This window comes from Sporosarcina sp. FA15 (genome assembly GCF_051550195.1).
GTDB lineage: Bacteria > Bacillota > Bacilli > Bacillales_A > Planococcaceae > Sporosarcina > Sporosarcina psychrophila.
Map to the genome: position 1 here is coordinate 4,320,001 of NZ_CP188818.1, position 22,929 is coordinate 4,342,929.

The 22,929-nt window shown below is 43.2% G+C and carries 17 protein-coding genes, 18 tRNA genes and 2 rRNA genes (1 of these 37 only partly in view); 29 read left to right on the forward strand and 8 right to left on the reverse strand.

Translation table 11 applies throughout. The annotated features are described in order from the left end of the window. The 21 genes from ACP8HG_RS20525 to ACP8HG_RS20625 form a co-directional block, all read left to right on the forward strand. Nucleotides 1–1,259 (forward strand): 23S ribosomal RNA (locus tag ACP8HG_RS20525) (it extends 1,673 nt beyond the left edge of the window). A 146-nt stretch (nt 1,260–1,405) separates the two neighbouring features. Next, nucleotides 1,406–1,521: ribosomal RNA gene (gene rrf / locus ACP8HG_RS20530) — 5S ribosomal RNA — on the forward strand. Between the two features lie 44 nt (nt 1,522–1,565). Next, nucleotides 1,566–1,640, forward strand: a tRNA-Asn gene (locus tag ACP8HG_RS20535). Nucleotides 1,641–1,644: 4 nt separating this feature from the next. Next, nucleotides 1,645–1,736 (forward strand) — tRNA-Ser (locus ACP8HG_RS20540). Between the two features lie 23 nt (nt 1,737–1,759). Further along, a tRNA-Glu gene (locus ACP8HG_RS20545) sits at nt 1,760–1,834 on the forward strand. A gap of 165 nt (nt 1,835–1,999) precedes the next feature. Then, a tRNA-Val gene (locus tag ACP8HG_RS20550) sits at nt 2,000–2,075 on the forward strand. A gap of 68 nt (nt 2,076–2,143) precedes the next feature. Then, nucleotides 2,144–2,218 (forward strand) — tRNA-Met (locus ACP8HG_RS20555). A gap of 81 nt (nt 2,219–2,299) precedes the next feature. Then, nucleotides 2,300–2,374: transfer RNA gene (locus ACP8HG_RS20560), tRNA-Met, on the forward strand. A gap of 3 nt (nt 2,375–2,377) precedes the next feature. Next, nucleotides 2,378–2,453: transfer RNA gene (locus tag ACP8HG_RS20565), tRNA-Asp, on the forward strand. Nucleotides 2,454–2,512: 59 nt separating this feature from the next. After that, a tRNA-Phe gene (locus tag ACP8HG_RS20570) sits at nt 2,513–2,588 on the forward strand. Between the two features lie 13 nt (nt 2,589–2,601). After that, nucleotides 2,602–2,677, forward strand: a tRNA-Thr gene (locus ACP8HG_RS20575). 13 nt (nt 2,678–2,690) lie between these two features. Further along, nucleotides 2,691–2,775: transfer RNA gene (locus tag ACP8HG_RS20580), tRNA-Tyr, on the forward strand. A gap of 5 nt (nt 2,776–2,780) precedes the next feature. Further along, nucleotides 2,781–2,854, forward strand: a tRNA-Trp gene (locus ACP8HG_RS20585). 27 nt (nt 2,855–2,881) lie between these two features. Then, nucleotides 2,882–2,957: transfer RNA gene (locus ACP8HG_RS20590), tRNA-His, on the forward strand. A gap of 36 nt (nt 2,958–2,993) precedes the next feature. Continuing rightward, nucleotides 2,994–3,069: transfer RNA gene (locus ACP8HG_RS20595), tRNA-His, on the forward strand. A gap of 34 nt (nt 3,070–3,103) precedes the next feature. Then, nucleotides 3,104–3,179: transfer RNA gene (locus ACP8HG_RS20600), tRNA-His, on the forward strand. Between the two features lie 10 nt (nt 3,180–3,189). Then, nucleotides 3,190–3,261 (forward strand) — tRNA-Gln (locus ACP8HG_RS20605). A 4-nt stretch (nt 3,262–3,265) separates the two neighbouring features. After that, nucleotides 3,266–3,340 (forward strand) — tRNA-Gly (locus ACP8HG_RS20610). 8 nt (nt 3,341–3,348) lie between these two features. Next, nucleotides 3,349–3,422: transfer RNA gene (locus ACP8HG_RS20615), tRNA-Cys, on the forward strand. A 41-nt stretch (nt 3,423–3,463) separates the two neighbouring features. Then, nucleotides 3,464–3,544: transfer RNA gene (locus ACP8HG_RS20620), tRNA-Leu, on the forward strand. Between the two features lie 178 nt (nt 3,545–3,722). Continuing rightward, nucleotides 3,723–4,175, forward strand: coding sequence for an SRPBCC family protein (locus tag ACP8HG_RS20625; RefSeq protein ID WP_187046656.1), 453 nt, complete (start codon nt 3,723–3,725; stop codon nt 4,173–4,175). A 333-nt stretch (nt 4,176–4,508) separates the two neighbouring features. Here ACP8HG_RS20625 and ACP8HG_RS20630 read toward each other — a convergent pair whose 3' ends face one another. Both ACP8HG_RS20630 and ACP8HG_RS20635 read right to left on the reverse strand, forming a co-directional pair. Then, nucleotides 4,509–5,024: a hypothetical protein gene (locus ACP8HG_RS20630; protein ID WP_156475953.1), complete on the reverse strand. Its 516-nt coding sequence runs from the start codon at nt 5,022–5,024 to the stop codon at nt 4,509–4,511. Between the two features lie 29 nt (nt 5,025–5,053). Beyond that, entirely contained in the window at nt 5,054–5,746 is a 693-nt protein-coding gene (locus ACP8HG_RS20635) for a B3/B4 domain-containing protein (protein ID WP_067205854.1), read from the reverse strand. A gap of 56 nt (nt 5,747–5,802) precedes the next feature. On the opposite strand from ACP8HG_RS20635, the gene queG reads away from it, so the two are divergent. From queG to ACP8HG_RS20650, 3 genes are all read left to right on the forward strand, one after another. Then, nucleotides 5,803–6,942: a tRNA epoxyqueuosine(34) reductase QueG gene (gene queG / locus ACP8HG_RS20640; RefSeq protein WP_354314636.1), complete on the forward strand. Its 1,140-nt coding sequence runs from the start codon at nt 5,803–5,805 to the stop codon at nt 6,940–6,942. A 117-nt stretch (nt 6,943–7,059) separates the two neighbouring features. Further along, nucleotides 7,060–7,533 carry a tRNA (uridine(34)/cytosine(34)/5-carboxymethylaminomethyluridine(34)-2'-O)-methyltransferase TrmL gene (gene trmL / locus ACP8HG_RS20645; protein WP_354314637.1) on the forward strand — a complete coding sequence of 158 codons (474 nt, stop codon included), beginning with the start codon at nt 7,060–7,062 and terminating at the stop codon, nt 7,531–7,533. Nucleotides 7,534–7,880: 347 nt separating this feature from the next. Next, complete coding sequence (locus tag ACP8HG_RS20650) at nt 7,881–8,153, forward strand: hypothetical protein (protein WP_438297814.1); 273 nt, start codon at nt 7,881–7,883, stop codon at nt 8,151–8,153. A 48-nt stretch (nt 8,154–8,201) separates the two neighbouring features. Here the strand turns inward: ACP8HG_RS20650 and ACP8HG_RS20655 are convergent, their stop codons facing one another. Continuing rightward, nucleotides 8,202–9,503 (reverse strand): NCS2 family permease, encoded by a 1,302-nt coding sequence (locus ACP8HG_RS20655; RefSeq protein WP_067205864.1) that lies wholly within the window; start codon nt 9,501–9,503, stop codon nt 8,202–8,204. 156 nt (nt 9,504–9,659) lie between these two features. On the opposite strand from ACP8HG_RS20655, the gene ACP8HG_RS20660 reads away from it, so the two are divergent. Beyond that, a complete protein-coding gene (locus tag ACP8HG_RS20660) occupies nt 9,660–10,484 on the forward strand; it encodes an aldo/keto reductase (protein WP_438297816.1) in 825 nt (274 codons plus the stop codon). 136 nt (nt 10,485–10,620) lie between these two features. After that, nucleotides 10,621–11,556, forward strand: a complete 936-nt coding sequence (locus ACP8HG_RS20665; protein WP_438297818.1) for a methyl-accepting chemotaxis protein — start codon at nt 10,621–10,623, stop codon at nt 11,554–11,556. A 122-nt stretch (nt 11,557–11,678) separates the two neighbouring features. On the opposite strand, the gene ACP8HG_RS20670 is transcribed toward ACP8HG_RS20665, so the two are convergent. The 3 genes from ACP8HG_RS20670 to ACP8HG_RS20680 form a co-directional block, all read right to left on the reverse strand. Continuing rightward, nucleotides 11,679–12,530, reverse strand: a complete 852-nt coding sequence (locus ACP8HG_RS20670; protein ID WP_438297820.1) for an RluA family pseudouridine synthase — start codon at nt 12,528–12,530, stop codon at nt 11,679–11,681. Nucleotides 12,531–12,645: 115 nt separating this feature from the next. Continuing rightward, a complete protein-coding gene (locus ACP8HG_RS20675; protein WP_438297822.1) occupies nt 12,646–13,125 on the reverse strand; it encodes a thioredoxin family protein in 480 nt (159 codons plus the stop codon). 1 nt (nt 13,126) lies between these two features. Further along, a complete protein-coding gene (locus ACP8HG_RS20680; protein WP_067205876.1) occupies nt 13,127–13,552 on the reverse strand; it encodes a disulfide oxidoreductase in 426 nt (141 codons plus the stop codon). Between the two features lie 133 nt (nt 13,553–13,685). On the opposite strand from ACP8HG_RS20680, the gene ACP8HG_RS20685 reads away from it, so the two are divergent. Continuing rightward, a complete protein-coding gene (locus ACP8HG_RS20685) occupies nt 13,686–15,230 on the forward strand; it encodes a bifunctional GNAT family N-acetyltransferase/carbon-nitrogen hydrolase family protein (RefSeq protein ID WP_067205879.1) in 1,545 nt (514 codons plus the stop codon). A gap of 278 nt (nt 15,231–15,508) precedes the next feature. Here the strand turns inward: ACP8HG_RS20685 and rsgA are convergent, their stop codons facing one another. Next, nucleotides 15,509–16,588, reverse strand: a complete 1,080-nt coding sequence (gene rsgA / locus ACP8HG_RS20690) for a ribosome small subunit-dependent GTPase A (protein ID WP_370569991.1) — start codon at nt 16,586–16,588, stop codon at nt 15,509–15,511. Nucleotides 16,589–16,944: 356 nt separating this feature from the next. Beyond that, nucleotides 16,945–18,288 (reverse strand): hemolysin family protein, encoded by a 1,344-nt coding sequence (locus tag ACP8HG_RS20695; RefSeq protein WP_187046662.1) that lies wholly within the window; start codon nt 18,286–18,288, stop codon nt 16,945–16,947. A 1,083-nt stretch (nt 18,289–19,371) separates the two neighbouring features. Here ACP8HG_RS20695 and ACP8HG_RS20700 point away from each other — a divergent pair. Together ACP8HG_RS20700 and ACP8HG_RS20705 are read left to right on the forward strand one after the other, a co-directional pair. Then, nucleotides 19,372–21,111: an ABC transporter ATP-binding protein gene (locus tag ACP8HG_RS20700; RefSeq protein ID WP_438297825.1), complete on the forward strand. Its 1,740-nt coding sequence runs from the start codon at nt 19,372–19,374 to the stop codon at nt 21,109–21,111. Between the two features lies 1 nt (nt 21,112). After that, nucleotides 21,113–22,870, forward strand: coding sequence for an ABC transporter ATP-binding protein (locus ACP8HG_RS20705; protein WP_438297827.1), 1,758 nt, complete (start codon nt 21,113–21,115; stop codon nt 22,868–22,870). The last annotated feature ends 59 nt before the right edge of the window (nt 22,871–22,929 follow it).

Consider the following 22,929-nt stretch of genomic DNA (forward strand, 5'->3'; position numbering starts at 1 on the left):
AGGAGAGAATCCTAAGGTGATCGAGAGAACTCTCGTTAAGGAACTCGGCAAAATGACCCCGTAACTTCGGGAGAAGGGGTGCTCTGGTAGGGTGTTAAAGCCCGAGAGAGCCGCAGTGAATAGGCCCAGGCGACTGTTTAGCAAAAACACAGGTCTCTGCAAAACCGCAAGGTGAAGTATAGGGGCTGACGCCTGCCCGGTGCTGGAAGGTTAAGAGGAGAGGTCAGCGCAAGCGAAGCTTCGAATTGAAGCCCCAGTAAACGGCGGCCGTAACTATAACGGTCCTAAGGTAGCGAAATTCCTTGTCGGGTAAGTTCCGACCCGCACGAAAGGCGTAACGATCTGGGCACTGTCTCAACGAGAGACTCGGTGAAATTATAATACCTGTGAAGATGCAGGTTACCCGCGACAGGACGGAAAGACCCCGTGGAGCTTTACTGTAACCTGATATTGAATTCCGGTGCAGCCTGTACAGGATAGGTAGGAGCCTTGGATTCCGGAGCGCTAGCTTCGGATGAGGCGTTGGTGGGATACTACCCTGGCTGTATTGGACTTCTAACCCATGCCCCTTATCGGGGCAGGAGACAGTGTCAGGCGGGCAGTTTGACTGGGGCGGTCGCCTCCTAAAGAGTAACGGAGGCGCCCAAAGGTTCCCTCAGAATGGTTGGACATCATTCGTAGAGTGCAAAGGCATAAGGGAGCTTGACTGCGAGACCTACAAGTCGAGCAGGGTCGAAAGACGGGCTTAGTGATCCGGTGGTTCCGCATGGAAGGGCCATCGCTCAACGGATAAAAGCTACCCCGGGGATAACAGGCTTATCTCCCCCAAGAGTCCACATCGACGGGGAGGTTTGGCACCTCGATGTCGGCTCATCGCATCCTGGGGCTGTAGTCGGTCCCAAGGGTTGGGCTGTTCGCCCATTAAAGCGGTACGCGAGCTGGGTTCAGAACGTCGTGAGACAGTTCGGTCCCTATCCGTCGCGGGCGCAGGAAATTTGAGAGGAGCTGTCCTTAGTACGAGAGGACCGGGATGGACATACCTCTGGTGTACCAGTTGTCTTGCCAAAGGCATCGCTGGGTAGCTATGTATGGACGGGATAAATGCTGAAAGCATCTAAGCATGAAGCCCCCCTCGAGATGAGATTTCCCATTACGCAAGTAAGTAAGATCCCTCAAAGAAGATGAGGTTGATAGGTCTGGGGTGGAAGCACGGCGACGTGTGGAGCTGACGGATACTAATCGATCGAGGACTTAACCAATTTTGAAAAGGGCTTGATTACCCTGATTCTGTGTAGCACAATGTCTGTTTTATTCAGTTTTGAGCGAACAAAATTAATTATTTTGTAAAAACGCTTGCAAGTAACAACAAGACATGATATAATTAATCTTGTCTTGTGGAAAATAGTTCAGTGACGATTGCGAAGAGGTCACACCCGTTCCCATACCGAACACGGAAGTTAAGCTCTTCAGCGCCGATGGTAGTTGGGGGTTTCCCCCTGTGAGAGTAGGACGTCGCTGGTCTGTTAGTCCAAAAGAAGATACTTAATGTATGTTCTTAATATTATTCCGCAGTAGCTCAGTGGTAGAGCAATCGGCTGTTAACCGATCGGTCGTAGGTTCGAGTCCTACCTGCGGAGCCATTTAGGAGAGCTGTCCGAGTGGCCGAAGGAGCATGATTGGAAATCATGTAAGCGGCTAACGCTGTTTCAAGGGTTCAAATCCCTTGCTCTCCGCCAGATTCATATAAATGATAAATTAAGGCCCCTTGGTCAAGCGGTTAAGACACCGCCCTTTCACGGCGGTATCACGGGTTCGAATCCCGTAGGGGTCACCATAACTTTTTAGAAATTCATCATTAAGCACGTAGACTTTAATTCAGTAATTCGAGCATAGCACACTCTCGTTAAAATTGGGAGAAGGAAGGAGCGTACATTAGTACGTGACTGACTGAGCGAATGAAGCTGACAAAGAGATGCGCCGCTTATCGCAATTTTACCCAGGAGGATTAGCTCAGCTGGGAGAGCACCTGCCTTACAAGCAGGGGGTCGGCGGTTCGAGCCCGTCATCCTCCACCATTAAGTTTTTTAAGCAGATTCACCGCTTAAAGAAACTTACATATATTTAATTATATAAATACTATTGTCGCGGGGTGGAGAAGTGGTATCTCGTCGGGCTCATAACCCGAAGGTCGCAGGTTCAAATCCTGCCCCCGCAACCAAATTTTATCATGATACAGCAGATCATATAGCTGACATGTAAATCATTAGCTCTTTATCAAATGAATACATTATATTGTTGTCGCGGGGTGGAGAAGTGGTATCTCGTCGGGCTCATAACCCGAAGGTCGCAGGTTCAAATCCTGCCCCCGCAACCAAATGGTCCCGTGGTGTAGCGGTTAACATGCCTGCCTGTCACGCAGGAGATCGCCGGTTCGATCCCGGTCGGGACCGCCATTTTTATTTTTCTTATAAGGTTTAGAATAAGCTAATATCTTAATGTAAACCAAATATGTGGCTCAGTAGCTCAGTCGGTAGAGCAAAGGACTGAAAATCCTTGTGTCGGCGGTTCGATTCCGTCCTGAGCCACCATTTTAATATTTGTGCCGGAGTAGCTCAACTGGTAGAGCAACTGACTTGTAATCAGTAGGTTGAGGGTTCAAGTCCTTTCTCCGGCACCATTTACACCTATATGGTGGGGTAGCGAAGTGGCTAAACGCGGCGGACTGTAAATCCGCTCCCTACGGGTTCGGCGGTTCGAATCCGCCCCCCACCACCAGTTTTAGGGGCATAGTTTAACGGTAGAATAGAGGTCTCCAAAACCTTTGATGTGGGTTCGATTCCTACTGCCCCTGCCATTTTTTTTAGTATAATCTAATATTATGGCGATTGTGGTGAAGTGGTTAACACATCGGATTGTGGTTCCGACACTCGAGGGTTCGATTCCCTTCAGTCGCCCCATTTATCTATCCAATTAAAACAAACTTATATATCATGGCGATTGTGGTGAAGTGGTTAACACATCGGATTGTGGTTCCGACATTCGAGGGTTCGATTCCCTTCAGTCGCCCCATTTTATATTCAATTAAAACAAACTAGATATCATGGCGATTGTGGTGAAGTGGTTAACACATCGGATTGTGGTTCCGACACTCGAGGGTTCGATTCCCTTCAGTCGCCCCATTTATCTTTTTGGGGTATAGCCAAGCGGTAAGGCAACGGACTTTGACTCCGTCACTCGTTGGTTCGAATCCAGCTACCCCAGTTTCGCGGAAGTAGTTCAGTGGTAGAATACGACCTTGCCAAGGTCGGGGTCGCGGGTTCGAATCCCGTCTTCCGCTCCATCATCTACGGCGGCATAGCCAAGCGGTAAGGCATGGGTCTGCAACACCCTTACCACCGGTTCGATTCCGGTTGCCGCCTCCAATTTTCTTATGTATCGTTGTTCGTAAACTAAATAGTGTTATGCCCGAGTGGTGGAATGGCAGACACGTCGCACTCAAAATGCGATGCCGTAAGGCGTGCCGGTTCAAGTCCGGCCTCGGGTATCAGATGAAAAACACAACTTCGGTTGTGTTTTTTTGTGTTTAATTTCTACTATATAAGTTGACTTAACTGAGTGAACGTGGGCTTTGGCTACCCCTAGCACTTTAAAGAATTCAATGTAATTTAATTCTTTATTTCAATATATATTTAGATAAAAGAATAGAGAGTAGGGGAAACATTATGCCATTAATTGAACACCAGGAGTTCATTCAAGCCTCGGTAGAACGTTGCTTTGATCTTGCCCGAGACGTGGATATTCATACCCGTACAACAGAGGGGACGAAAGAGAAGGCTGTCGGTGGGGTGACAACAGGTTTATTGCTGGCCGGGGATATTGTTACATGGGAGGCCGTTCATTTCGGTATAAGACAAAGACTAACTGCCAAAGTAACGGTGATGGATATACCGTATATGTTTGAAGACATAATGGTGAAAGGAGCATTCCAATCTTTTCACCATATTCATGAGTTTATTGAGAAGGATAATGGCACTCTGATGATTGACAGATTTCAATATAGATCACCCTGTGGAGTGATTGGTGTTATTGCGGATAAGTTGTTTTTGGAAAGCTATATGAGAAACTTTATTGTGAGTCGAGCAAGAGCTCTGAAGCATATTGCAGAAAATGAGTAAGAGGCATTTCATCAGGAAAAGTCGACTTGATAAACTTGGTGGCACAAGTTTTCTAGAGAGTGGAACCTGGACGTTACTAATAGATGGTGAGAAAACACAGCGGTTCAAAAATGGGTAGTAAACAAAATCGCTCCTTACCGCCGAAGCGTAAGGAGCGATTTTCATAGAGGGGATCCGATGACACTAGTTTGGGTTGTCCATTGCAATTGCCTTGGTTGGTCATTGGGGATTGGTCACAAAGTAAATGGTGACAGGTTATTGGTTTGCCTGCAATTTAAATTGGATTGATCCCTACTCTATGCCCTGGAGAGGAGTCTCACCTTTCCAAGGGCATTAAAAGTACTTCGTATCATCAAATTTCAAGACAATCGAATAGTTTTTTGCATTAATAGAATTAGATAACTTATGTGCATCCTTTTCTGCTTGCAATGATTTCACCCGATAATCCTCAGGATCGAATAAAGCAACACGGTATACGACCGTACCTTCAGAGTAGCCGTATTGAATCTCTTCTTTTTCTGCCATAGAGAGTTCTTTGTAAAAGCGGGCTTTTGCACGTAATTGTATGGCAAGTTCAATCGCTTCGACAATCGCAAGTTGTTGCCCTTGGAACTCGATTTCATTATCGATATTGGCACGATACATGAGACGGTCGAGCACTCGACTATCTAAACGGACTTCATCCAATTCTGTTTCTACGATTTTAAGGCTACGTGGTCCTTGATCAGGGGTGTTGCCTTTTTCTACATTCGTAAAGGCTACGCGTCTCATTTCATCTTCAAGCTCATGAATTCGTTTTGTTAAAACACTTTTTAATTTTACAGCTTCAGCGAGTGTTATGTTGCTCACTTGTTCATTCCCCCCATTTAGAAACATTGTCAGTCAACTATAATGGAAGTTTGTCCCTCGTGCAAAACATATGAACGAACATCTCCACCACTAAGACTAGTAAACATGTTCCCACATGCTGTTGTCAGTTCAAACGCTTCAGTAGCATCCATGGACGGGCGTAGGAAGAAGATATGTAACGCGTCTGTCGTATCTTCTGTTACAGCGCTACGTATAGAATCGACATATGGACTACCGAATGGGCTATAATCATCTTTTAACAGTAGAATGTTTTGTAATGAATTAAAACGACCATTCAATCCATCATATCCATCCTCTTCTGTCCCTGAAGTAACGACTATATCGCCGACAATTTTTTCGAGGTCATAGATGCCTACTGGAATTTCGTGCTGCAAGGAAAAGAAGTTATTCAAGTCGACAGCATTGTGGAATGGATCGATGTAGTTTTGCTTCTTAATCCGGCGCATAAGTGCTTCTGTAGAATGACGGTATCGATTAGGGTCTGCGCCAAGTGCTTTCCACACAGTACGCCATTCTTTAATGCCAGGGAATTCGGGGACGGACTTGTTCTCCAGCTCAAAGAAAAGTTGCTCTTGGAATAATTGCAATTTTCCTTTTAGCATTTGAGGCGATTCTGACACTGTAATTTTGGTATAATGATTAATGCCCAATTTTAATCCGGGTACGGCACCTAAAAGCTTCATATCCATTTCAATAATCAATGACTTCACCCTTTATATAGTTTAATTCAATAGTAGCATAGTGGAGGCGATACAGTGTGAATGCTGTTCAGTTGCAACAGTCAGTGAGGGACTATGCGGAGTCAATCGGCATCGACAAAATTGGTTTTACAACAGCTGCACCATTTCGTGAGTTGAAAAACCGCTTGAAGCGGCAGCAAGAACTAGGCTATCAGTCGGGTTTTGAAGAAAAGGATTTAGATAAACGGACAGAACCTGCTCTTTTGCTTGATCAAGCAGAAAGCATTATTGCAATTGCTGTAGCTTATCCATCCAAAATGGCAGATTCTCCGAGAGGAAAAAAAGGTGAGCGACGGGGCATTTTTTGTCGTGCATCGTGGGGGACAGATTATCATACGGTCCTTCGTGAGAAGCTGAGACTGCTTGAGGAATTTATACTAGAACATGCACCTGAGGCAAAGGTTCGCTCGATGGTAGATACGGGTGAGCTTGCAGACCGCGCTGTTGCAGAACGGGCGGGGATTGGATGGTCGGCAAAAAACTGTTCAATAATTACGCCGGAATTCGGTTCGTATGTGTACCTGGGTGAAATGATTACCAATATCCCTTTTGCGCCGGACGTTCCAATGGAAGATGAATGTGGGGATTGCACACTTTGTCTTGACGTATGTCCAACTGGTGCATTGATTCAGGGAGGCCAATTAAATGCGCAGCGTTGTATTGCTTTCCTTACACAGTCGAAAAAGCCAATTCCGGAAGAATTTCGTGCGGAGTTTGGTAATCGAATATACGGGTGTGATACATGTCAAACGGTATGTCCGAAAAATAAAGGAAAGCATAATTTGCATCAGCAAGCATTCCAAGCAGACCCTGAACTGGCGAAGCCGCTTCTTCAACCAGTGCTCAGGCTGTCGAATCGAGAATTTAAAGAGAAATTTGGACATGTATCAGGATCTTGGCGCGGAAAAAATCCGATTCAGCGAAATGCAATTATTGCACTCGCACATTTCAAGGAGGAGTCTGCGGTACCAGAATTGATCAGTATGTTAGAGAACGATCCGAGACCCGTCATTCGTGGTACGATTGCATGGGCACTTGGTCGAATTGGTTTGGATGAAGGATATGTAGCGATTAAGGAAGCATTATCGAAAGAGGAAGATCCGGAAGTGCGTGCTGAATTAGAAAAGGCAGCGGATACTTATATACTGAAGAAATGAATGCCTATATAAACTAAACGAAGGCTCCTTACAAGAGGCAGCAGAAGTAAATTCAATGGGGTTCTATATTTCAACAAATCTATAGTAAGAAAAAGTTTAATTGGAGGAATCACTGAGATGGCCATACACGTAGCGTTATTTGAACCACAAATCCCTGCAAACACAGGGAACATTGCAAGGACATGCGCAGGAACAGGAGCGAAACTTCATCTTGTGAAACCGCTTGGGTTTTCGACGGACGACAAAATGTTGAAACGTGCGGGGCTCGATTACTGGGAGCACGTCGATATTACATATCATGAAGGAATTCGTGAGCTATTCGCGGCGAATCCCGATGCTGTTTTTTACTTTTTGACAAAACACGGTGAAAGGACTCATACTGCATTCGATTATTCTGATGGTGCAACAGATATATTTTTCGTCTTCGGTAAAGAGACGAGCGGACTTCCTGAAGATATTTTAGAGGAGAATAAAGAACGGTGCCTTCGAATCCCGATGAACGACAACATTCGGTCGCTTAATTTATCGAACACGGCGGCGATACTTATATATGAAGCACTTAGGCAACAATCTTATCCAGGATTGGTATAAAAAAAAACGGGGCAGCCTGAAGGCATGTCCCGTTTTACTTATTGTTATTTTTTTAGGCCAGGTATCTTAACCTTGCCCGGTTTATCATCGTATCCGCCTGTGAAAATTGCAGATAGGAATGCAAAGCAAACACCTATAATTAGAATTACTGTCATGATAGGTACCTCCTGTAAATTCATTAGTAGCTTCGTTAAGTATACCCTATTTTAAATGGAATTGAAACGACCGTCAGGAAAAATTGTGACAGAGCCAAGAAAAATGAAACTTTTTGTCGGCTTATCCGTATATAACATAACGACTTAAATAATATGGAGGTAGAATATAGTATGAAAAATTACTCGACAGGAATGAAATGGATCACGGCAATTGCAGAAGGTTTTCTTGCAATTCCAATCATTGGAGGAGTTTTTGTTATAAGCTCCGGATATTCAGTGCTGGGTGTCATGTTCGTTTTACATGCCATTACGTTACTGCTTTCAATTCGGGACATGCAGGGTAAGGCAGCACCCATCCTAGGTCTCGTAACGAGCATAGTGAGTGCTATTCCGTTCATTGGCTGGTTCATGCACCTACTAACTGCAGGAGCGCTCGTAATGTCAGCTATCACTTCTAGACGGTAAATCAATATGTAAGAAATACCCTTCCGAATACTAACGGAAGGGTATTTTTTAATGTGGTAAATAGAGCAGCTGATAGGTGAACAGTACTGCGAAAATATATAACAGGATAGGAACTTGTTTTCCTTTCCCTTTCACAACTTTCAATAGCGGGTATGTGATGAAACCAAGAGCGATTCCTGTCGCAATGCTCGATGTGAGTGGCATTGTTAGAATAACGAGGAATGCTGGGAATGCTTCATCGAATGAATCCCAATCAATATCTTTCACTGCGCCAATCATCAAGCTTCCGACGATAATCAAAGCAGGAGCTGTGATTGCAGATACACCAGACAATGTACTGACGAGTGGACCGAAAAATGCCGCGACAAGGAAGAGGATAGAGACAGTCAGTGATGTCAATCCTGTCCGGCCACCTACTGCAACACCAGATGAAGATTCGATGTACGCCGTTGTTGGGCTCGTACCGAACATCGATCCGAATGTTGTTGCAACAGAATCTGCAAGTAATGCATGACGTGCACGTGGCAGCTTATTGCCTTTCATAAGGCCAGCCTGTTTTGCAACGCCAATCATCGTGCCGGTGGTATCGAACAAGGTAACGATGAGAAAGGCAAAAACCACCCCATACAAACCATGTGAAATGACGTCACCGAATGCAGTAATCGGATTCCAAACAAGAATCCCTTCCGGCAATTGAGGCATTTTCCATAAGGCACCTTCAAATTTGAGCTGACCCGTAAAGACTGCGACAATTCCGGTTAGAACCATTCCAATGAAAATCGAACCATAGATATTCAAAGTCATAAGAATAACCGTCACGAGAAGGCCGAACAAAGCGAGTAGAACGGGCGGAGACGTAAGGTCGCCAAGCTTAACAAGGTTCGCCTCATGTGGAGCGACGAGTCCAGAAAGACGCAAGCCGATAAAGGCGATGAATAACCCTATCCCAGCTGTAATCCCGAGCTTCAGACTCTCAGGAATTGATTCAATTAATTTTTCACGGAAAGAAGTCAAGGACAACAGAACAAATATTAATCCAGCTATGAATACTGCAGAAAAAGCAGTCATGTAGTCGAGTTGACCATCAGATGCGAGAACAACCGATGTAAAATAAGCATTCAATCCCATTCCTGGTGCAATTGCAATTGGATAATTGGCGAAAAGTGCCATCCAAAGTGTACCGATAACCGCAGCGATAATTGTCGCAATGAATACTTGCTCGAATGGTACGCCGGCGTCAGCAAGAATAATCGGATTGACGATGACAATATAGGCCATTGTCAAAAAAGTTGTCATACCGGCCAATACTTCCGTTTTCACAGTGGTATTATGTTTTTTTAAATGAAACAATGTAAATCTCCTTTCAGAATACGAACGAAATGAAGTACATTTACAATAATATTCGTTTTTACGGTAAAATTCAACTCTGAAATGCAATCAGGTAATTCGTAATATTCGAATGCCGCTTGTACAATTAAAGAATAAGTTTCGAAAGGGGAAATTCAAATGACAAAACGATTCAACGGAACACTTGAGCTAGCAAATGGTGTGAAAATGCCACAATTAGGACTTGGAGTCTATAAGATGACGGATCCGGGTCAGACTGTCGAAGCAATTACATACGCACTAGAAACAGGATATCGCGCAATTGACACAGCGGCAATCTATGAGAATGAAAGGGAAACGGGGGAAGCGATCCGTCACTCTGGTGTTCCAAGGGAAGAGCTGTTCATCACATCGAAGGTATGGAATACTGATCAGGGCTATGACGGGACACTCCGCGCATTCGAGACTTCATTGAAGAAATTAGGCTTAGAATATTTGGATCTATATTTGACACATTGGCCCGTGTCAGAAAAATATGTCGACACTTATAAAGCGATTGAACGGTTGTATGACGAAAAACTAATCCGTACTACTGGTGTCTCCAATCATCATGCCCATCATCTTGAAAAAATCCTTGTAAAAGCAAATGTTGCGCCTATGGTGAACCAGATTGAACTCCATCCGTATCTAACACAGGAACCGCTCCGTGCGTTTTGCGAAGAGAATGGAATTGCTGTGACGTCTTGGTCACCGCTTGCACGTGGGAAGCTACTTGCAGAACCAACGCTTCTTACTATCGGCGAACAGTACGGTAAAACACCTGCGCAAGTTATTATCAGATGGCATTTGCAAAATAATCTCATCGTTATTCCAAAGTCGGTGACACCTGAACGTATAAGTGAAAATAATGAAGTTGCCGATTTTGAACTGTCATCTGAAGAAATGGCATCGATTAACGCACTTAATCGCGATGAGCGGACGGGAACCAATCCGGATTCATACTAATTTCATCAGCGTACATGATATGTGTCATAAGTCTTAATGCTATTCATAGTATTGCAACTTTTAGCACAAATACTACATTCAAAATGAGGTATTTTATGGTATGATGAAAAAAAGGGTGTAGGAGGAATTGATTACCATGTTCAGAAGCAAGAAAAAGGGTATCGAGGATGATCGTCTTCAACTAGAAATTGACCGTTTGAAGTTGGCGTATTCGGATAAAGAACAACAGGATCAAGGACGTTTAACTGACTTAAAAAGCGAGCTGAATGCTGCTGTTAATCAGCATGAAAAAGTAAACGCGCAACATAACGTATTAGGTGAAGCAGTTAGTCAGATTGAGACAAGGTTTGAAAACGTAGGTGAACTAAGCGAAAGAACTTCGAAAAAGTCACAGGACTTGTTTGAAAAAGGTCGTTCACTTGAAGAACAATCTCATAGCATGGTTAAAGAAGCATCAGAAGGAACGAAAGAGGTAAAGGCGACAGCCGATGTAATCAAAGATTTGGGAATCCAAATTCAAGCTTCCGAACAGAACATGACGAACTTAAGCGCTAGATCAGTTGAGATACAGTCAATTGTCGGCGTCATTGAAGATATTGCAGCGCAGACAAATTTGCTTGCATTGAATGCGTCAATCGAGGCGGCACGGGCTGGAGAATCCGGAAAAGGGTTCGCGGTCGTTGCCCAAGAAGTAAGGAAACTTGCAGAAAGCACGTCGGATAGTACGGCAAACATCCAAACATTAACTTCTTCACTTCGCAATGAAATCGAGCAAGCGCTTGCCGCTACAAGGAAAAGTGCTGAGCTCGTTGAAAAAGGAGTCGAAGTAAGTTTGGCAACTGCATTAAAAATTGAAAGCATCCTAAGCACGATTGAGGTAAGCCAAGGTGACATTGGTGCTATTCAAGAAATGATTGAAGAACAGAAAAAACTGTCCGAAGAAGTGAAACATGAACTTCACGGTGCGAAAAGTTTATTCTCACAAGCGCATAATCTAATTGTGGAACATATTGAAGATGCAAAAGAAGTTGATGAGCGTCTTGAGAATGGAATCCGTCAACTAGCGTTTTAATTTGATTCAGTAGGAGCGAACTTAGGAGTACCTAGACTAAAAATGCCGCGTTCTGAGGATGTCACAAACTAAGTGCAATTTATTAAAAAAATGCCATGGAGAAATACTCTCCATGGCATTTTTTAGATATTTTTCATTTCAATAAGCGTCTGTTCTTCTGTAAATGGATGGATGAACGATAACGCAGTTGCAGTTAACCGATAATGACCGTCTTCCGTTTCACTGCCGTCATATAGTGTATCGCCTGTAACTGGGTATCCAATATGTGATAAATGTACGCGGATTTGGTGTGTCCGACCGGTTTCAAGATCAGCCTCTACAATGGAAGTCTCTTCTTTACGTTCAATAAGTCGGAAGTTTGTAACAGCGGCTTGTCCAGACATTGAAACAATTCGTTTGGCTGGATGATGGCGGTCTTTTCCAATCGGAAGTCTAATGGAACCTTTAGGTCGTTTCAAGTAACCGTCAACTTCTGCAGTGTATTTCCGTGAGATGTCATTATTCTCAATCATACGGTCGAAGAGTGCCTTCGCAATTGGATGCTTCGCAACGAGAACAACACCGGAAGTTCCTTTATCAAGACGATGGATATGCTCGGCATAATCCCCGCCATTGTTTTTAACATATGCCATGACAGCATTCAACAGTGTACCTTTGTCCCTTGGACCATCGGGATGTGTTGTCATACCAGCAGGTTTAACAGCTGCCAGGATATGCTCGTCTTCAAAAAGTACGGTAAGTTCAACTTGTTCATCAGCAATATACGTGGAAGCTGCATCAGGGAAAGTAAACACCAATTCTGTACCTTTCGCGAGAGGTAAGCGCCAGTCGTCTACGGGTTCGCCGTTCGAATCTAGTACACTCTTGGCCATACGCATAAGGTGGACCGTCTTTTTACCGCCTTGCCATTTATCTTTGAGCAAGTATTCAACCGTCATATTGTCTTCTTGTGTTTTATAATGAAATAAAGCCATTTAAATCATTCCTTCCAGTCGTGGGCCTACAGGATGTAGGTCATGAAGCGTGAGGGATTGTACTTCATCCCTCCTAGTTGCCGCAGGACGCAGCGAACTTAGACTTCGTTCCATATTATTTGCCTTCGAATTCATTGAAAAATGCACGGATATTTTCCTCGGGTTGTGCACCGAGCATACGTCCGACTTCTTTACCATCTTTGTAGTGGACGAGGGCTGGCCAACGTTCAATTTTATAGTCTGTATCCATTCCGGCTTTATCACCAAATTCCATCATGTTATATTGCAGTACGTTGACATCCATCTCTTTTGCAATTGGCATCATGACAGGCGTCATTTCCATGCAAAATTGACATTCAGGGTGGAAATAATAGGCCGTTACTGATTCACCGGCCTCGATTTTTTTGAACAGAGTATCTGGCAAGACGATGTTGCTGTAGTTTTCATTGCCTATCAAATCGATTGTTGGTTTTTCAAGATTATCCGTTCCATATGGATTGTCTTTCATTTTTGCTTGGTCCGCTTTGTTCGATAATACGACAATGAGGATGAAGACCGCGACAATAGCACCGCCAATGATTAATAATTTTTTCAAGTTACTTCGACTCCTTCTGCCATTTCATCATGAAAAGGCTTGTAATAAAGATGATTAAAAATGCCAAAAGCGCCAAGAATGGAATGGTGATGAATCCGAGATAGTTGATGTATTGTCCTGTACAAGACACGTTTCCACAAGTAGGTGCACTATTGCTCAAAAAAGTCAGCTTTTGAATTCCATAATGATAGAGGGAGATACTTCCACCAACAATCGAGAAAACAGCTAGAGTCAAGGCAATTCGTGCGTTTTTTTGGAACAGGGCGACACCTGAAATGAGTACGATTGGATACATCAGAATCCGCTGGTACCAACAGAGCGTACAGGGCTCATATCCGCGTACTTCCGAAAAGTATAACGAACCGAGCGTTGCGACAAATGAAACTGTCCAAATAATAATGAGACTGTTTTCTAGTCGTTTTTGCATACAATCATCTCCTGCTTGGTAAACTACATACACATTTGATTATAGGGTGTCGTATTAAACAAGTAAAACATTATTAACTGTAGGGGCAACTGCGGTATAATGGAGAGATACAGGTTGGGAAGAGGTGTTTCGGATGAGTGAAGAATTTGATTTGTCTGAGTTTGAAATAAGTATGGTTATTCGTCAGATGAAATTTGAGGATATAACGAGGCTTTTAAGTATGCAGGAATTATGTTTCCCTGGTATGGAACCGTGGGAAGAGGGGCATCTAAAGAGTCATTTAGAAAATTTTCCGGAAGGACAGATGGTTGCTGAATTGGATGGGGAAATCATCGGTTCATGCTCCAGTCTAATCATCAATTTCGATGAGTATGACGACCGCCATACATGGGATGATGTCACTGATGAAGGTTACATAACAAACCATAATCCCGACGGTTATAATATGTACGGCATCGAAGTTATGGTGCATCCTGGCTACCGCCGTATGAAGGTCGGACAGCGTTTGTATGAAGCACGTAAAGAACTTGCGAGAGAGCTCAATTTGAAGTCGATTATCCTAGGTGGTCGGATCCCGAACTACCATAAATTTGCCGAAGAAATGTCGCCGCGTGAATATGTAGATTCTGTGTCGCGCCATAAAATCTATGATCCTGTACTGACGTTCCAACTGATGAATGACTTTACGTTGATGAGGGTTAATCCAAACTATCTACCGGACGATAAAGCATCGAAGAAATATGCAACACTTATGGAATGGAATAACGTTGATTATAAACCGCTGACGAAGCGTCATTTCAAGACAAGTTATCCAGTACGTATTTGCGTTGTCCAATACTTGATGCGCAAGATTTCATCATTCGACGACATGGCTCATCAGTGTGAATATTTCGTTGACGTCGCGTCTGATGCCAACTCCGATTTCGTCGTCTTCCCGGAAATATTCACGACTCAGCTTATGTCATTTATGGATGAAATATCGCCGAGCCAAGCAGTACGTAAAATGACTGAATATACGCCGCAATATATTGAGATGTTCATGAATCTTGCAGTCCGTTATAACGTGAATATCATTGGTGGATCTCACTTTGTCGAGGAAGAGGATGAAGAAATCTACAATATTTCGTATTTGTTCCGTCGTGATGGGTCAATCGAAAAACAATATAAGATTCACATTACGCCAAATGAACGAAAATGGTGGGGAATTAGTGCAGGAGATGCGGTTCGCGTCTTCGATACAGACTGTGGGAAAATCGCCATCCAAATTTGTTATGATATCGAATTCCCCGAATTGGCACGTATTGCAACAGATATGGGTGCCAATATTATCTTCACACCATTTTGTACAGAAGATAGACAAGGGTATCTGCGCGTCCGTTATTGTGCCCAAGCCCGAGCGATTGAAAATCAGATTTACACTGTTATTTCTGGCACGGTCGGAAACTTGCCACAGACGGCAAATATGGATATCCAATATGCACAATCAGCTATATTCGCTCCATCCGATTTCGAGTTTGCTCGGGATGGCATCGTAGGAGAAACGAATGCAAATTTAGAAATGGTACTTATTGGAGACGTCGACCTCGAGATATTACGTCGCCAGCGTCAGGATGGTACCGTGAAGCAACTAAAAGATCGTCGTCATGATGTGTACCATATCGAGTATAAGAAGGATTGAAAGCAAAAATGCCACGCATACCGGTAAACTCGGTGTACGTGGCTGTTTTTTGTAAAGCAAAAAGTAGTTTCCGACTTACTAGGAATTCCATGGCGGTGATAAACTCGTTTAAGACGGTGATAAACGGGTCCATGGCGGTGATAAACCTCCCGATGACGGTGATAAAGCAATTCAACGCGGTGATAACAATCAATATACATATCAAAAAAAGGGCTGTTCTTGTTAGTCGATAATTTATCGACTAACAGATCAGCCCTTCTCATATAGTGACTCTTTACTTATTTCTTCTTCGAAGGATGATTGCGCATACTTTTTGTTATCTTTTTCCACTTATTCCGTTCTTCGGATCGAGCGGCGGCATCCATTTTTCGTTCAAGGAATGCCAACTCTTTTTGGAGTTTCAGATAGCTCGCATAGCGGTCTTCAGGTAAAGCACCTGTAGCAAGTGCTTCCTGTACTGCACATCCGGGTTCATTGTTATGCTGACAGTCATTGAACTTGCATGAATTGGTGAATGCTTCCACGTCTTTAAAACCTGAATCCAGGCTCTCGCTGTTGTCCCACAGCTGAAACTCTCTCATCCCTGGCGTATCAATCAATACACCGCCGCCAGGAATCTTAACGAGTTCACGATGGGTCGTCGTATGCCGGCCCTTATCGTCATCATCACGGATATCTTGAACGAACATCGTTTCACCGCCGTAAATGGCGTTTGTAAGAGAGGATTTCCCTACACCTGAAGAACCTAATAAGGCCGCTGTTTTTCCACCATCTAACAGTGCGGTCAATTCGTCAATTCCTTCACCGGTAACATTGCTCACGGCGAAAACATCAGCGCCCATAGCTATATTCCGTGCTTCTTCAATGTAGTGGGAAGGGTCATCACATACGTCTTTCTTTGTTAATACGACGACGGGACTTGCGCCTGAATCATAGGCGGCAACCAGATAACGCTCGAGTCGTCTAGCATTAAAGTCTTTATTCATCGACATGACCAAGAAAACGATATCGATATTTACTGCGATAATTTGTTCGGAAATCATTGTGCCAGCGGATTTTCTGGAGAACAGAGATGTTCTCGGTAATATGTCATGGATAATACCACGTTCTTCACCAGGCATTTTTTCCACTGCGACCCAATCACCAACAGCTGGAAAGTCTCGTCGTTCATCGGCTTCGTACTGCATCGCACCCGAACAGACAGATAGCCATTCACCTTCAGCTGTGACAACACGATACATTCTTTTATGCTCGAGTGTGACACGCCCAGGCGTACATTTTTTCATTTTTAATCCGTCTTTTATATCATCCCAGTTCGTTTCATGGGATAAATTCCAACCGTACTCGTTTAAATTAATCAATTTATATTCCTCCTGTTATGTGCGTACTAGAAAAGCGCAAGGCGCCTGTAGCTAGACAATAAAAAAGCCGTGGGTCCTTTGATCGGACACCACGGCTTTCACGCGCATAACAGAATAAACATGCTTATTATAAAAGCACGGCAGGTGAAAGTATGGGTCCGATCAAATTAGCAATAGGTACAATGATAATAGCCATAAAACTTCACCTGCTTTCTGTAAGTTGAATTAATAATAACAAGACGCAAGAAGAAAGTCAATACAGACTTTTCAGGTCATTTGAAATATAGCTGAGAAGGTGGGGAGTGTAACGTATCGGACAAAAAAAGCGTCCTCCATAGGGAAGACGCTTTTAGTTAGGATTCCATTGACAATTCTGAAGTGCTGTCAGTGGAGTCCTGTTCATATTTGATGACTTCTAGGTAGAGAATATGATGACCATCCACATCTTTCACCATGAATTCAAACCCTTGTTCAATAATTTTTTCACCTTGGATTGCTTCGAAGCGTTGGGTCATAATCCAGCCGCCGATTGTATCGATGTCCTCTTCGTTAATGGAAATACCGAGAATGTCATTTACATTTTCGATGCGCATCTTCGCGTCTAAAATGTAGTGGTTTTCCCCGAGAATTTGAATTTCTGGTACTTCATTCATATCGAATTCGTCTTGAATATCACCGACGATTTCTTCTAAAATATCTTCGATAGTTACAAGGCCTGAAGTTCCACCATATTCATCCATTAGAATCGCCATATGAATGCGTTCTCGTTGGATTTTGAGTAGAAGGTCGGCGATTGGTATCGATTCGATGACATGTATAATCGGTTGCATATAATTAACAATTGGTTGATGGCCAGCTGTGTCTGGTTCCTTAATGAATGCTGTCAATAGGTTTTTCATGTTGACCAGACCAATAATATGGTCTTTATCGCCATCCGTGACAGGGTAGCGTGTATATTGTTCAACACCCATCACATCGAATACTTCACGTAATGTCATATCTTTTTCGATTGATATCATTTCTGTCCGAGGGGCCATGATTTCATTGGCAATCCGGTCATCAAATTCGAAAATCTTATTGACATATTTATATTCGGCTTGGTTAATCTCGCCGCTTTTTAAACTATCTGATAAAATCATTCGAAGTTCTTCTTCTGTATGAGCGACTTCTGATTCAGAAATCGATTTATAGCCAAGCAGTCCAACGAAGAAACGTGCAGAACCATTCATACCTTTAATAACAGGGTACATGAGGCGATAAAATAAAATAAGCGGTTTTGCAAATAACAATGTAATGGCTTCCGCTTTTTGAATCGCGATCGTTTTAGGAGCCAATTCACCTATAACAACATGCAAAAATGTTACCGATGTGAATGCGATAATGAATGAAAGAATACTGGAAGTACTAGCTGTTAAATCGAAATAAGAGAAAATCGGTTTTAACATTAGTTTTACAGTTGGTTCCCCGAGCATCCCGAGTCCGAGAGCAGTTATCGTAATCCCCAATTGGCAAGCGGACAAATATTCGTCCAGATTACTAATTACCTTTCTCGCAATTACGGCACGCTGGTTACCCTCCGCAACCAGTTGGTCAATCCGTGTTGATCTAATCTTCACAATTGCAAATTCACTCGCAACAAAAAATGCGGTGAGAGCGATCAAGACAGCAAATGCTGTCAATCGTATGGCAATATCCAAATAATTACTTTGTTCCGAACCCAAATGAGGGGGAGAACAAAGTGTACACCTCCTATAGTGGTAAAATCCTTAGTTAACTCTATGATAATTTATTTTCAAGAAAAAAACAAATAGATACTCTTGTCTTACGTATATTTGCTGGTAAGGCGGTATAGCAGGACTTCTGAAAAAGGATAAGAAAAAGTTCATAGAAGTTGTTCAAGCCTCAATGAAATTCGGGGTGTGGATTGTAGAACGCCTGGCGCTTTGTGGATGTCTTACGGCTTCGGCGAACCCTTTGCCGCGCCTGCACTAGGTTATTCATTATCGAGAGCAATGTGATTTTGGGATGTATATAGAGAAATTGTAAGGTGATTACTAGTTGCTACTATAAAAATTGAAATAAAGAATACCATTAAACCGCTACGACCGTCGAAGCGGTATTGGTAGGAGTTCTATTTCATTCCAAGTATTGGGCTTTTTCAGTGGCCAACCAAAAGCCCTTGTAAAGCGCTTACGCCGTATTCATTTGTTCAACATATAATAGTAGCTGTTATTCATTACGTATTTCTCTGTTGGTGTCATATTCAATTTAACTCATTCATATATTTATCCAATATTAACGAACAGTAAGATTCTCACTGACTTGAGGATTACATCATAGAAAATGGTTGAAGTAATTCTGTTTTCGAAAAGTATTGACAACTCTGAAATGGAAATGATAACCTACAAGTAGTTAGTTACTCGAAATAGAAAGGGAGGTACGCAAAATGAAAAAAGTATACGTGTTCCAAAACAACAACAATAAAATGAAACCGTACCTATCCGTGTTTTAGTTTTTAACACTAAATAAACCCGGACCGGCGCGCTTTGCCGTTCCTTTTATGAGCACACGCTTATCTTAAGAAGCGTGTGCTCTTTTTTTGTTTTAATCTAAAGAGAAATTGGTGTTTCCACGCATTGCGTGTTGCATAAAGTTGGACCAACTAATAGGAAAAGGAGTGTTGACGATGTTAATCATCAAACAACAAAGGAAACTATTGAAAAAGGAATCTCTCGAAAGCGGATAGCTGTAAGAGAATAGGGAAGAAGGTTGATTGAATTATGTTTTCAGTGCTATTTAAATTAAAATGGTTTTTTAAAGAAAATCGTAAGAGGTACACAGTTGCGCTTATTCTGCTGATGGTGACGAATATTCTTGTTGTTATTCCACCTTGGCTAATCGGGCAGGCAATTGACTCGATCTATACACAGACGTTGACAGCAAGATTACTTGTTATATTTATTGGTTCTATGTTTTTAATTATGCTTTTCAATTATGCAAGTAACTATGTTTGGCAATACCAATTATTTGGCGGGGCTTATGTAATCGAACGGCAATTACGGGGAAAGCTTATGCATCATTTTCTGAAAATGACCCCCACGTTTTATGAGAAAAATAAAACAGGCGATCTGATGGCCCGTTCTACAAATGACTTACGGGCAATATCTGAGACGGCAGGTTTCGGCATTATGACGCTTGTCGATTCGACGCTCTATTTACTGACGCTAGTCTTGACGATGGGCTTTCTCGTGTCGTGGAAATTGACGCTTGTGGCGATTTTACCGCTTCCGATTTTGGCGTTTATCATGCAGGTTTTAGGAAAGAAAATTCACGAAAGATATATGACGGCACAGCAGGCGTTCGGTGATTTGAATGATAACGTCTTGGAAGCGGTCGCGGGTGTAAGGGTTGTTCGTGCATACGTTCAGGAACGTGCATCTGAAAAAGGGTTTGCTGATATGACGGAAGATGTCTATCAGAAAAACATGCACGTCGAGAAGATTGACGCGCTGTTCATGCCAATTTCGAAAGTACTGACAGGGCTGACGTATATGATTGGGCTCGGTTACGGGGCCTACCTTGTATCCATTGGTGATATGACGCTAGGGAATCTCGTTACCTTTAATGTCTATCTTGGGATGATTGTTTGGCCGATGTTTGCAATCGGTGAATTGATTAACGTTTTACAACGCGGAAATGCGTCACTCGACCGGGTGACAGAGACGCTTGATTATGAGGAAGATGTGAAGGATCCTAAACATCCCGTGAATGTTGAACAACCTGATAGTGTAGGTTTCCAGAATGTTACTTTCACATATCCGACGTCGCATTCGGTCAACTTGGATGCTATTAAGCTCCATTTGAAACGCGGCAATACACTTGGGATAGTTGGGAAAACCGGTAGTGGAAAGACGACATTTGTCAAACAGCTACTGCGTGAATATCCATCCGGAGAAGGGGAAATCGTCTTCTCGGGAGTACCAATGCAGTCAATGACAAAAGATCAGGTAAGGGATTGGATTGGTTACGTCCCTCAAGATCACGTGCTGTTTTCACGGTCAGTCAGGGATAATATCTTATTCGGACGACCCGATGCAACAGAAGCGGACATTGCGGAAACGATTCGTCTGTCCTATTTTGAAAAAGATCTTGAAATGCTTCCTGAAGGACTTGAAACACTCGTCGGAGAGAAGGGTGTTGCATTATCCGGAGGACAGAAACAGCGAATATCCATTGCACGAGCACTGGTGAAAAATCCGGAGATTCTTATTTTAGATGACTCGCTTTCTGCGGTCGATGCGAAAACGGAAGCGAAAATCATAGAGAATATTCAAACGGAACGTTCTGGAAAAACGACAATTATTACAACACACCGACTGTCCGCTATTCAGCATGCAGACTGGATTATCGTACTTGACGATGGGCGTGTTATTGAAGAGGGAACACATGAGGGCTTACTTGGAATGAACGGCTGGTACAAAGAACAATTCGACCGCCAACAGATTGGGGAGGTTGAATAATATGGGTACCGGTAGACGCTTACTCCATTACGCACTTGACTATAAAAAATTATTACTGACAGGTATTATTCTTCTCGCGTTCGCAGTCGCTGCGGATCTAATGGGCCCAATGATTGCCAAGAAAATCATTGATGACCACATTGCAGGGGCTACTGACGGGGGCATGGATTTCGCTCCGATTGCCAAGCTGCTTGCCATCTTTTTCGGGCTCGCCGTGGTCACTGCGATACTGAGGTATTTCCAGTATTTATTGATGCAACAGGCGGCAAATCGTATCATACAGAAAATGCGTAATGATCTGTACGAACATATTCAGACATTGCCAATCCGCTATTTTGATAATTTGCCTGCTGGGAAAGTTGTTGCAAGAATTACAAATGACACGGAAGCGATCCGTAACTTATATGTGACGGTCGTTTCACAGTTCGCAATTAGCGGAATGTACATTACAGGAATCTTCATTGCAATGTTCATTTTGGATCCTAAAATGGGTGCTATCACGTTATTTGTCTTACCAATACTTTATATTTGGATGAAGGCATACAGAAAATTCGCTTCGAAGGTTAACCATATCATCCGCGGAAAAGTGAGTGACATGAATGCGATGATTAATGAATCAATCAATGGCATGACAATCATTCAAGCATTTCGTCGTGAAAAGCAGATGGAAGAGGAATTCCGTGACTTGAATGATGAACACTTCCGCTATCAGAACAAACTGCTAAAAGTGGAGGCGGCGACTTCACATAACCTTGTCGACGTAATCCGGTCATTGACCTTTGTGTTCTTTATCTGGTATTTTGGCGGTGCTTCGATCTCCACAGAAAGTTTCATTTCAGTTGGGATGCTCTATGCTTTCGTAGACTATATTACACGGTTGTTCAACCCGGTGACGGGCATTGTAAACCAGTTCGCACGTCTCGAGCATTCACTTGTGGCGGCAGAGCGTGTCTTCAAATTATTGGACCGTGAAGGGGAGCCGGTAAGCGACGACAAAATCGCCCGTTACCAGGGAAATGTCCGCTTTGAGAATGTCTGGTTCGCTTATAAGGATGAAGAATATGTCTTAAAGGATCTTTCATTCGGAGCAAAGCAGGGAGAAACGGTCGCACTTGTCGGCCATACTGGATCGGGAAAAAGTTCAATCATGAATTTACTGTTCCGCTTCTATGACGCTTCGAAAGGGAAGATTACGATTGACGGACTAAACATCAGTGACATGCCACGTCAGACGATTCGTGATCATATGGGTATTGTTCTGCAAGACCCTTACTTGTTTAGTGGGACAGTCGAGTCGAACATTAGCTTAGGTGACTCACGCATTACACGCGAAAAAGTGCAACATTCGCTAGATGCAGTCGGTGGGGAACTGGTATTGAAACATTTGCCAGGCGGAATTGACGAGCCAGTTGTGGAAAAAGGGAGTACGCTCTCTTCTGGACAGCGCCAGCTTATTTCATTCGCACGGGCGCTTGCGTTCGATCCTGCCATTCTTATTCTGGATGAAGCGACGTCCAACATCGACACGGAAACAGAGGAAATCATCCAACATGCGATGGACGTACTGAAAAAAGGGCGTACAACGTTCATCATTGCCCATAGACTCTCTACTATTAAGAACGCGGATCGTATTTTAGTGTTAGATCGCGGGGAGATTGTTGAACAAGGCTCACATGATGAGTTGCTTATGCTTGGTGGGCAATATGCTCAAATGTATAAATTGCAGGCGGGAACTTCTGGTACTCCGAAAGTTGAATGACAAGGATATGACGAAGGGGACTTCCGTGTAAGTGGGAAGTTCCTTTTTTCTTTGGCGTG

Coding starts and splice junctions, on each gene's coding strand:
- ACP8HG_RS20670 (WP_438297820.1), bottom strand. CDS start 12,530: ATGGCTTTATTTCATTATAAAACACAAGAAGACAATATGACGGTTGAA.
- trmL (WP_354314637.1), top strand. CDS start 7,060: ATGGCCATACACGTAGCGTTATTTGAACCACAAATCCCTGCAAACACA.
- ACP8HG_RS20660 (WP_438297816.1), top strand. CDS start 9,660: ATGACAAAACGATTCAACGGAACACTTGAGCTAGCAAATGGTGTGAAA.
- ACP8HG_RS20665 (WP_438297818.1), top strand. CDS start 10,621: ATGTTCAGAAGCAAGAAAAAGGGTATCGAGGATGATCGTCTTCAACTA.
- ACP8HG_RS20625 (WP_187046656.1), top strand. CDS start 3,723: ATGCCATTAATTGAACACCAGGAGTTCATTCAAGCCTCGGTAGAACGT.
- ACP8HG_RS20700 (WP_438297825.1), top strand. CDS start 19,372: ATGTTTTCAGTGCTATTTAAATTAAAATGGTTTTTTAAAGAAAATCGT.
- ACP8HG_RS20680 (WP_067205876.1), bottom strand. CDS start 13,552: ATGCAAAAACGACTAGAAAACAGTCTCATTATTATTTGGACAGTTTCA.
- ACP8HG_RS20705 (WP_438297827.1), top strand. CDS start 21,113: ATGGGTACCGGTAGACGCTTACTCCATTACGCACTTGACTATAAAAAA.
- ACP8HG_RS20685 (WP_067205879.1), top strand. CDS start 13,686: ATGAGTGAAGAATTTGATTTGTCTGAGTTTGAAATAAGTATGGTTATT.
- ACP8HG_RS20650 (WP_438297814.1), top strand. CDS start 7,881: ATGAAATGGATCACGGCAATTGCAGAAGGTTTTCTTGCAATTCCAATC.